Source organism: Prevotella sp. TCVGH (genome assembly GCF_023522295.1).
Classification (GTDB): Bacteria; Bacteroidota; Bacteroidia; order Bacteroidales; family Bacteroidaceae; genus Prevotella; species Prevotella timonensis.
Genome location: NZ_QFFX01000076.1, coordinates 1 through 10387, shown reverse-complemented (window position 1 = coordinate 10387; position 10387 = coordinate 1). Strand labels below are relative to the sequence as shown.

The following is a 10387-nucleotide window of genomic DNA, read 5'->3' as shown; positions in this document are numbered from 1 at the left end:
GCTAAGTGAATGATAATGAACAGTTAATAAATTACAAATATTTTCCAATTATTTGGAAAGCAACATAGAAGATATGAATAATGCATACACATTCGTCATTTATCTCTGATTTTATCGTTTATTGCAAATACAGAGGATGAAGCACCGTCCTTATCTGACAGCACCTAAAAAAGCCTGTACACTTTTTGTAGTATACAGGCTTGAATCATATGGACAGACGACAAATCCTCACGTCTTGACGAAAATTAATTGCGATACAACGCTGCATGAGTCGTCGTTTTATCCTTTTCCGATGCACATGGCACAAAAACCCAGCGATGTTCTCGGATGTTAGGCTTAGACAAAAAAGCGATTAGTCTTTAAGCTTTGCCGTAATGAATTCGCGGTTGAGGCGAGCAATATTCGCAATCGACTCATTCTTTGGACACACTGCTTCGCAAGCTCTGGTGTTGGTACAGTTACCAAATCCTAATTCATCCATCTTCAGAACCATGGCTTTGGCACGCTTAGCAGCTTCTGGACGACCTTGTGGCAACAATGCCAACTGACTAACCTTGGAGCTCACGAAGAGCATCGCAGAGCCATTTTTGCATGCTGCAACGCAAGCACCACAACCGATGCAGGTAGCACAGTCCATCGCCTCGTCGGCATTTTCCTTCGGTATAAGGATAGCATTAGCATCTTGTGCCTGTCCTGTACGAATGGTGTTGTAACCTCCAGCTGCAATAATTTTGTCGAAAGCTGCACGGTCTACCATACAGTCTTTAATGACAGGGAAGCCTGCTGAACGCCAAGGTTCTACAGTAATAACATCTCCATCGTTGAAACGACGCATGTATAACTGGCAGGTTGTTGCGCCACGCTCTGTCTTTCCGTGTGGCACTCCATTGATATAGAGTGAGCACATACCGCAGATACCTTCACGACAATCGTGATCGAAGACAAACGGTTCTTTACCATCCTTGATGAGTTCCTCATTGAGGATATCAAGCATTTCGAGGAAAGAAGTATCGTCTGGGATATTCTTCATCTCGTGAGTGTCAAAATGTCCCTTGTCTTTAGGACCGTTCTGACGCCAAAATTTAATTGTAAAACTTATATTTTTTGACATGGTGTATTGAGTTTATGAGTTTATGAGTTTGTGAGTTTTTAAGTTTTTTCAGTTCCTTCTTTTACTGACTTGCACCGTGAAACCTATCTAAAAAGGTTACTTGTACTTTTCTGTATAAATTAAAGACTTGAGCATTTTTGAAACTTCATCTACTAAGTTTACCAGCTCTTGACAAGCATTTGTTGCAACGAAAGCTAAATCTTTAGATAAGATGAGCTGCGTTTCCAACTCGTTGCACGAACCCAATGATATGTACAAAAATCGTATATGCTCATTGTTTGTCTCTCTGCCATAACCCTCCGATATATTTGAAGGTATGGAAACGGCACATCGACGCATTTGACTAACAAGTCCAAATCGCTCTTCTTGAGGATAAGAAGCAGTTAACTCATAAACCTTACGAGTAAGATTCATGCTCTTTTGCCAAACGGATAAATCTCGAAAAGTGCCCATCTTAATGCTTTACTTCGTCAATTACAGGGTTGATAAGCCAGTGGAGAAACTCAAAAACTTAAAAACTAAGAGACTCAAAAACTAACGATTAATTCTTATAATTACGTGTTTGTACCTTGATGGCCTCGTACTCGAGTGGCTCTTTAATCAACTCGGGAGCGGTTTCATCATTGTTCTGGTACTTCCAACAACCTACATAGAAATAGTTTTCATCGTCACGCTTTGCCTCTCCCTCAGGTGTTTGGTACTCCTCACGGAAGTGACCTCCACAACTCTCATTACGAGAGATGGCATCGTAAGCAACGAGTTCGCCCATCAATAAGAAATCACGCAAATGGATAGCTTTATCCAACTCAACGTTCAGACCTTCTTTAGAACCAGGGATAAACAGGTTGGTATCGAACTCTTTACGTAAGTCTGCTATCATCTTCAAACCTTCTTCAAGTCCTTCCTTGGTACGACCCATACCCACGTGTTCCCACATGATGTGACCCAACTCCTTGTGAATAGAGTCGACAGAGCGCTTACCCTTGATGTTCATCAAGCGGTCAATTTCTGATTGAACCTTCTTTTCAGCCTCTTCAAACTCAGGAAGATCGGTAGAAAGACGTGGCCAAACAGCTTGGTCTGCCAAATAATTTTGAATGGTGTATGGCAACACAAAGTAACCATCTGCCAAACCTTGCATCAACGCTGAAGCACCCAAGCGGTTAGCACCATGATCAGAGAAGTTGCATTCGCCAATAGCAAACAGTCCTGTGACAGAGGTCATCAACTCATAATCTACCCAGATACCACCCATGGTATAATGGATAGCGGGGAAGATCATCATGGGTTTGTAGTACTTTACACCGTTGATTTCGTTCGCCATATCACCAGGGAATACGTCTGTAATCTCTTCATACATCTCGAAGAGGTTGCCATAACGCTGCATGATTTCATCAAGTCCCAATCGGTTGATAGACTCAGAGAAGTCAAGGAACACAGCCAAACCAGTGTTGTTCACACCAAAGCCCTTATCGCAACGCTCTTTCGCAGCACGCGAAGCCACGTCACGAGGCACTAAGTTACCAAATGCTGGGTAGCGACGCTCCAAGTAGTAGTCGCGATCTTCCTCTGGTATTTCCCAGCCTTGTTTCGTTCCTGCCTGCAATGCCTTGGCATCTTCTATCTTCTTAGGAACCCAAATACGTCCGTCGTTACGCAACGATTCTGACATCAGCGTCAGCTTCGACTGCTTGTCACCGTGTACAGGAATACAGGTGGGGTGAATCTGTACATACGAAGGGTTAGCAAAATAAGCTCCCTTGCGGTAGCACTGAACGGCAGCAGTACAGTTACATCCCATTGCATTGGTAGAAAGGAAATAAGCATTTCCGTATCCGCCAGTGGCAATTACTACAGCATTGGCAGAGAATCTCTCTAACTTACCTGTCACCAAGTTCTTGGCAATGATACCACGAGCACGACCGTCAATGATGACTACGTCCTCCATCTCGTAACGTGTATAGAGCTTTACTTTGCCCGCATGTACTTGACACATCAGTGATGAGTAAGCACCTAACAACAGCTGCTGACCTGTTTGACCTTTGGCATAGAACGTTCTACTTACCTGTGCACCACCAAACGAACGGTTGGCGAGCATACCTCCGTATTCACGAGCGAATGGTACGCCTTGTGCAACACATTGGTCGATGATAGCATTCGACACCTCTGCCAAACGGTAAACATTAGCTTCGCGAGCACGATAATCGCCACCTTTTACGGTATCATAGAACAAACGATAAACAGAGTCACCGTCATTCTGATAATCCTTGGCAGCATTGATACCTCCTTGTGCAGCAATAGAGTGTGCACGACGAGGCGAGTCTTGAATACAAAAGTTAAATACATTGAATCCCATCTCGCCCAATGAAGCGGCAGCACTGGCACCTGCTAAGCCTGTACCAACAACGATGACATCCAATTTTAATTTATTCTTTGGGTTAACCAAACGCTGGTGAGCCTTGTAATTGGTCCACTTCTCAGCTACTGGTCCTTCAGGAATTTTAGAATCTATTTGTGTCATAATATTCTTCCTTATCTATTATAAGATTAAACAATTACGCACAGCACAAACTCGGCGCGCAGCCAAATGCAAATGCGAGAACAACTACAAGGAAACCAAGCATTAATAATGTGGCATATACCTCACCGATAATCTTCCATCGGTTGAACCAAATTTTATTGCTGATTCCAAGGGTTTGCATAGCACTCCAAAAACCATGAGTGAGATGAAGCCACAAAGCACACAACCAAATGATGTACAATACAACATACAAAGGCTGTGAGAATGTTTCCTGAATGTAACCAAAACCATCAGCAGGATTGCCTAACGGATCGGCAATGTGAAAGATTTCGGCAAACATCATATTGTACCAGAAATTGTACAAATGAAGAATCATACCCAAAACCACGATGAGTCCTAAAACCAACATGTTTTGAGATGCCCACTCTACTTTGGAACTCTTTTGGGTAACAGCATAACGCTCGTTCCCTCGAGCTCTTCGGTTTTGTGCCGTAAGGATGAAGGCATAGACGATGTGACACACAGTTAGTGCTGCAAGTGCAATCGTAGCTACTACCGCATACCAATTGGCACCTAGAAGTTCACAAATCGTATTGTAGGCATCTCCAGAAAAGAGAGCCACAATATTCATTGACATGTGAAATGTCAGGAATAGAATAAGTGCGACACCGGTTACCGACATCACTACTTTCCTACCAATAGATGAATTGATTAACCACATAAATGATTGAAATTTAAGTATTAAATGTTAGAAAAAAATATGCTTACTAAGTTAGATATAATCAACGATTTTTTAACAAACGTTATCATCTCTCCCCTTTTGTGAGTATGCGTTACGTATGCTGAAGTGCAAAAATACTATATTTTAATGATAACTCAAAGCTTTTTATCGAAAATGCTATCAAATAGACATCGCCTTTTTCGTTTAACATAGATGAACGATGATAAAAACCAATTTTTGTTCTTTTGTTTCCCCCACAAATCTAATAAATCAAGCACATCACAAGGCTTGTGTGCATTGCATCTCTCATTTACTTTCATTTGTTGTACAAAAATGACTCTATAATGAAAGAGCTGTGTCTTTTTTCCCTGCATCATTTTTTGCAAAGGTATCTGGCGTTTTTGTCCTATTATTTTACCAAAAATCGACCATCTAAAATCTTCAAAATAGAAAATTTTAATAGGCAAACGAGATGCAAAAATGGGCTGATTTGAACAAAATAAACGTCTTTTTTAGCTGAAACATGGAGATAACGCCATTGGAAACACTCAATAGAGGTGTTATTCACATGCTTCAACGGCATTAAAGCATGCAAATTGCAAGCTTAACTCAATGCTTTAGTCGGGAAAGAATGCTAAAAATAGGGATGAAACAAAGTGGCTTTATTATAACATCTTAAATCACAACAGGTTATGAAACTCTCTCATAACTTGCGTATTTGCGACCAACTTTGCCCTTGGATGTTTTGACGCGAGTTTTGAGAGACGCTTTGTAAAGATAATTCAGCATTAATGAGCTGTTCATGTGGCATACTTCCAATGCCACATCTGCTGTTTTTTTTGTTGGTTTTCGTTGTAAAATATCATTAAACGAAAGAGCCGTTTCAAATAGGATGAAATAACGATTCTGTGGAAAATCAACCTATAAACGCAAATGAATGATAACATTATGTCTACATAGTTTTTCGTCTTCATCCTCATTTTATTCAATATTATTTCTTAATTTTGCGTTGTTTCTTTTTCTTATGACAAGAAACTTACTCTAAAAAGCTCAGCATCAAAAAGGTTGATTACTTAAAAACAAAAACATCAACCTTGCCATTACAAAGCGATAGAGATAGTTTCTATAAAAATTAAATAAAGCAAGATAGAAGGATGATATTTCAATACGATGTGCTTGTCATTGGCGGAGGACACGCTGGATGTGAAGCTGCAACGGCAGCTGCGCAATTAGGAGCGAAGACTTGTCTCGTCACTATGGACATGAATAAAATAGCGCAAATGAGCTGTAACCCTGCCATTGGGGGCATTGCTAAGGGGCAGATTGTTCGAGAGATAGACGCCTTAGGCGGTCACATGGGAATGGTTACTGACGCTACCTCTATTCAGTTTCGCATGCTCAACAAAGGCAAAGGACCTGCAGTGTGGAGTCCCCGTGCACAGTGTGACCGTAGTAAATATATTTTGGAATGGAGAACAGTGTTAGACCATACGCCCAATTTGGACATTTGGCAGGACGAAGCGTGCGAACTACTCACCGCAAACAGTGAGGTAACGGGTGTCCGTACGGTTTGGGGAGTTGAGCTATACGCAAAAAGTATTATTATCACAGCAGGGACATTTCTTAATGGTTTGATGCACATTGGTAGGAAAAAGCTCCCTGGAGGACGATGTGCCGAGCCAGCAGTCTATCACCTGAGTGAAAGCATTGCACAACATGGGATTACCGTCCAACGAATGAAAACAGGAACGCCTGTCCGCATTGACGCAAGAAGTGTGCATTTTGAAGACATGGAAAGACAAGACGGAGAGGACGACTTCCACCAGTTTAGTTACATGAGTGGGGCAAGAAACCTTAAACAACTTCCTTGTTGGACGTGCTACACAACGCCAGAATCACATGAAGTTTTACGCAAAGCATTGCCCGATTCGCCTCTTTTCAACGGACAAATACAAAGCACTGGACCGAGATACTGCCCTTCTGTTGAAACAAAATTGGTAACCTTTCCCGACAAGGATAGGCATCCGCTGTTTTTAGAACCTGAAGGTGAAAATACCAATGAGATGTATTTGAACGGCTTTTCATCGAGCATGCCGTTGAATATTCAGATAGAAGCCTTGCATCAGATACCTGCTTTCCGAGAGGCAAAGGTTTACAGAGCTGGATATGCGATTGAATATGATTATTTCGATCCAACTCAATTGAAACCTTCATTGGAATCAAAAATCGTCAAAGGTTTGTTCTTTGCAGGGCAGGTAAACGGCACTACGGGCTACGAGGAAGCTGCAGGTCAGGGAATCGTTGCAGGTATCAACGCTGCTATCCACTGCTTTGGAGGTGACCCTTTTGTGATGAAACGTGACGAAAGTTACATCGGTGTACTCATTGATGACCTAACAACGAAAGGCGTGGACGAACCTTATAGGATGTTCACCTCACGTGCTGAATATCGTATTTTACTTAGACAAGACGATGCTGACGCACGATTAACCGAGAAAGCATATCAATTAGGACTCGCAAAAAGAGACCGTTTAGACTGGTGGACACAGAAGAAAGAAAGTATCAATCGTTTGATGGACTATTGTAATAATACTTCGATAAAACCGAAAGAAATCAACGAAATGTTGGAACGAAATGGGACATCAACGCTTAAAATGGGATGTAAGATTTCAGAACTTATTGCACGTCCCCAGATATCTATTCAACTTCTTGCGGAAATGAAACCTTCTTTGAGTGATGAGCTCAGCAAGATACCGAACAGAAAGAGCGAAATCATCGAAGCAACAGAGATAAAAATTAAGTATAAAGGGTACATTGAGCGTGAGAAGATAGTAGCCGAAAAGATGCACCGACTTGAAAATATAAAAATTCAAAACAGGTTTAATTACGACCAGCTGCATGAACTATCAACAGAAGCTCGTGAAAAACTAAAACGAATTAACCCTGAAACACTGGCAAAAGCAAGTAGGATTCCAGGAGTATCACCAAGTGACATCAATGTTCTTCTCGTATTATTAGGAAGATAAATGCAACACATATCATCTAAATCTTACAGATGTTTCATGTGAAACAATTGATTATATTATAACAACATAAACTATTGACAATGAACAACAAATTGCTATTAGACAACTTGAGATGCATCCCAGATTGGCCCATTAAAGGAGTCAACTTCAGAGATGTAACCACCCTATTCAAAAACGCTGATTGTTTGAGAACAATTAGCGATGAAATGTACGAACTTTACAAAGACAAAGGCATCACAAAGATTGTAGGTATTGAAAGTCGAGGTTTTGTCATGTCGTCGGCAGTTGCCATTAAATTGGGCGCTGGAATTGTACTTTGCAGAAAGCCAGGGAAGCTTCCATGTGAGACAGTGCAAGAGAGTTACGCCAAAGAATACGGCATCGACACCATCGAGATACACAAAGATGCCATTAATGAAAATGACATTGTACTCTTACACGACGACCTTTTAGCTACTGGCGGCACCATGAAAGCAGCTTGCGACCTTGTAAAAAAGTTCCATCCTAAAAAGATTTACTGCAATTTCATCATAGAACTTATCAATGAAAATCTTAATGGAAGAGAGAAATTCGACGATGATATCGAAATTACAACTCTTATTCAAATATAAAAGAAGTAACTCGCAATCAAACAAAGTTATGAATTAGAAGGGGTACGAGACAGCTCTACCCCTCCTAAATTCTTTAGACGATGACAATTCAAAATAGAAGATGGCGAACAACATGGCTGCAAAATATTCTCCACTACAATGTTTCACATGAAACAAAACAAAGACAATAGTCTTAATTCCATATAGTTAGAATGACCAAAGAAGGGAACATAGAAAGAATATCCAAACTAAAAAACATTGTTGAGAGCATGCCAGAGAGACCTGGCAGCTATCAATTTTTTGACAAAGAGGGCAATATTGTATATGTAGGAAAGGCAAAGAACTTAAAGCGACGTGTGTCTTCGTACTTTCTAAAAGAAGTAGATCGCTTCAAAACTAAAATTCTTGTCAGCAAAATTCAGAATATTACGTACACTGTTGTCAATACAGAAGAGGATGCTCTGCTGTTAGAAAACAGTCTAATCAAGAAATATAATCCAAAATATAACATATTACTCAAGGACGGAAAAACCTATCCCAGCATTTGCATTACAAACGAATGGCTCCCAAGAATCATAAAGACACGACAAATCAGGAAAGGGAACGGCAGTTATTTTGGTCCGTACACACAGATATCTCATCTATATGCAGTCCTTGATGTCATCAATAAAATCTATAAACCTCGCACGTGTTCGTTCCCTATTAAACCAGCAGGAGTAAAAGAAGGAAAATACCGTGCTTGCTTAAAATACCATATAGGAAATTGCTTGGCTCCATGTATAGCCAAACAATCTCACGAAGATTACATGCAAAACATGGAGCAAGCGCGCGAAATTTTGAAAGGAAATACCAGAGAAGTACGAGATATTCTTTATCAAATGATGCTGAAGAAATCGGAAGAACTCAAATTTGAAGAAGCGCAGATTCTAAAAGATAAATACGATATCCTTAACACATTTGTTTCCAAAAGCGAGGTAGTGAGCTATACCATAAAGGATGTTGATGTATTCACACTAACCGAGGATGAGAGCAAAAAAACAGCTTATGTGAACTACATGCACGTAAAGAACGGAACGATTAACCAGAGTTTCACCATTGAATATAAGTCGAAAATTGAAGAAACAAAAGAGGAAATTCTCATCACTGCTATTCAAGAACTTAGATCCAGATTTAGAAGTAAAGCCAAAGAACTCATTGTTCCTTTTGATATCGAATGGAATCTCCACGACTGCACCTTTACCGTACCACAAAGAGGGGATAAGAAACACTTGCTGGATCTCTCTGAAATGAATGCCAAACAGTACAAATTTGACCGATTGAAGCAAGCGGAGAAACTAAATCCTGAACAACGTCAGACCCGACTTATGAAGGAGTTACAAACCCAATTGAATCTACCTACCCTTCCTTTCCACATAGAGTGTTTCGACAACTCTAACATCTCTGGCACCAATGCCGTTGCAGGATGCGTGGTATTCAAGGGGTTAAAGCCTTATAAGCAAGACTACCGTAAATACAACATTAAAACCGTTGAGGGACCTGACGATTACGCTTCGATGAAAGAAGTGGTGAGACGTCGCTACCAACGTATGATTGAAGAACAAACACCCCTACCCAATCTCATCATTACCGATGGTGGGAAAGGTCAAATGGAAGTGGTGAGACAAGTGGTAGAGGATGAACTTGGACTTCATATCCCTATCGCTGGACTGGCTAAAGACAACCGGCACCGAACCAATGAATTGCTTTATGGTTTCCCTCCACAAGTCATTGGCATGAAGGCAGATAGCGAGTTGTTTCACATACTCACAAGAATTCAAGACGAAGTGCATCGCTATGCCATCACCTTCCACCGAGACAAGCGTAGCAAACAGGCACTGCACAGCGAGTTAGACAACATTAAAGGTATCGGAATACAGACACAGAAGCAACTCATGAAAGTTCTGAAAAGCGTAAAAAAAATCAAAGAAGCTGATTTACAAACTCTTACCAACATCATTGGTAAGTCAAAAGCAAATATCATTTTCCAATATTTTCAGGAAAAAGAAAGCACTTAATGTCAAGGTAGAGATACACATGGAGTGATGAAAACGCGACTCTCACATTTTGTATCTCCTTGTTTATCAACCGTTTACGCAAATAAGATTAGGTGCTATAAATCGTTCATTGTCAATCAATTATCAACGGACAAACGAAATAAAGAGATACCCTACCCGACTTTCAGCTGACAGGTATCCTACGAAAAACCTATGAATAATATACACTATTCAAATTTTTAATGTGTAACTTTGCACACATCAGTCAAAATTTATAAACACAATTGGTAGACCGAAAAATGAAAACTTGGCTAATGTGACAAAAATGTGCATAAAAACGTTTCAACTACTTGTAAATCATTACCTTTGTTCCATTTATATATTT

At 40.4% G+C, this 10387-nt stretch carries 7 protein-coding genes; 3 read left to right on the top strand and 4 right to left on the bottom strand.

The window, feature by feature from the left end; genetic code table 11:
- Positions 1 to 352: 352 nt before the first annotated feature.
- The 4 genes from DEM91_RS11025 to DEM91_RS11010 all read right to left on the bottom strand — a co-directional run bounded on the left by DEM91_RS11025 (position 353) and on the right by DEM91_RS11010 (position 4353).
- On the bottom strand, positions 353 to 1111 hold the full coding sequence (locus tag DEM91_RS11025) for a succinate dehydrogenase/fumarate reductase iron-sulfur subunit (RefSeq protein WP_008123780.1): 759 nt from the start codon (positions 1109 to 1111) through the stop codon (positions 353 to 355).
- A 96-nt stretch (positions 1112 to 1207) separates the two neighbouring features.
- A complete protein-coding gene (locus DEM91_RS11020; protein ID WP_249858956.1) occupies positions 1208 to 1564 on the bottom strand; it encodes a four helix bundle protein in 357 nt (118 codons plus the stop codon).
- Between the two features lie 88 nt (positions 1565 to 1652).
- Positions 1653 to 3632 carry a fumarate reductase/succinate dehydrogenase flavoprotein subunit gene (locus DEM91_RS11015; protein ID WP_275975270.1) on the bottom strand — a complete coding sequence of 660 codons (1980 nt, stop codon included), beginning with the start codon at positions 3630 to 3632 and terminating at the stop codon, positions 1653 to 1655.
- A 34-nt stretch (positions 3633 to 3666) separates the two neighbouring features.
- Positions 3667 to 4353, bottom strand: a complete 687-nt coding sequence (locus tag DEM91_RS11010) for a fumarate reductase (RefSeq protein WP_036925576.1) — start codon at positions 4351 to 4353, stop codon at positions 3667 to 3669.
- A gap of 1154 nt (positions 4354 to 5507) precedes the next feature.
- Between DEM91_RS11010 and mnmG the strand changes: the two genes are divergently transcribed.
- The 3 genes from mnmG to uvrC all read left to right on the top strand — a co-directional run bounded on the left by mnmG (position 5508) and on the right by uvrC (position 10023).
- Positions 5508 to 7379 carry a tRNA uridine-5-carboxymethylaminomethyl(34) synthesis enzyme MnmG gene (mnmG, locus tag DEM91_RS11005; protein ID WP_249858955.1) on the top strand — a complete coding sequence of 624 codons (1872 nt, stop codon included), beginning with the start codon at positions 5508 to 5510 and terminating at the stop codon, positions 7377 to 7379.
- Positions 7380 to 7459: 80 nt separating this feature from the next.
- On the top strand, positions 7460 to 7990 hold the full coding sequence (locus tag DEM91_RS11000) for an adenine phosphoribosyltransferase (protein WP_025072895.1): 531 nt from the start codon (positions 7460 to 7462) through the stop codon (positions 7988 to 7990).
- A gap of 191 nt (positions 7991 to 8181) precedes the next feature.
- Complete coding sequence (gene uvrC, locus DEM91_RS10995; protein WP_249858954.1) at positions 8182 to 10023, top strand: excinuclease ABC subunit UvrC; 1842 nt, start codon at positions 8182 to 8184, stop codon at positions 10021 to 10023.
- Positions 10024 to 10387: the final 364 nt, after the last annotated feature.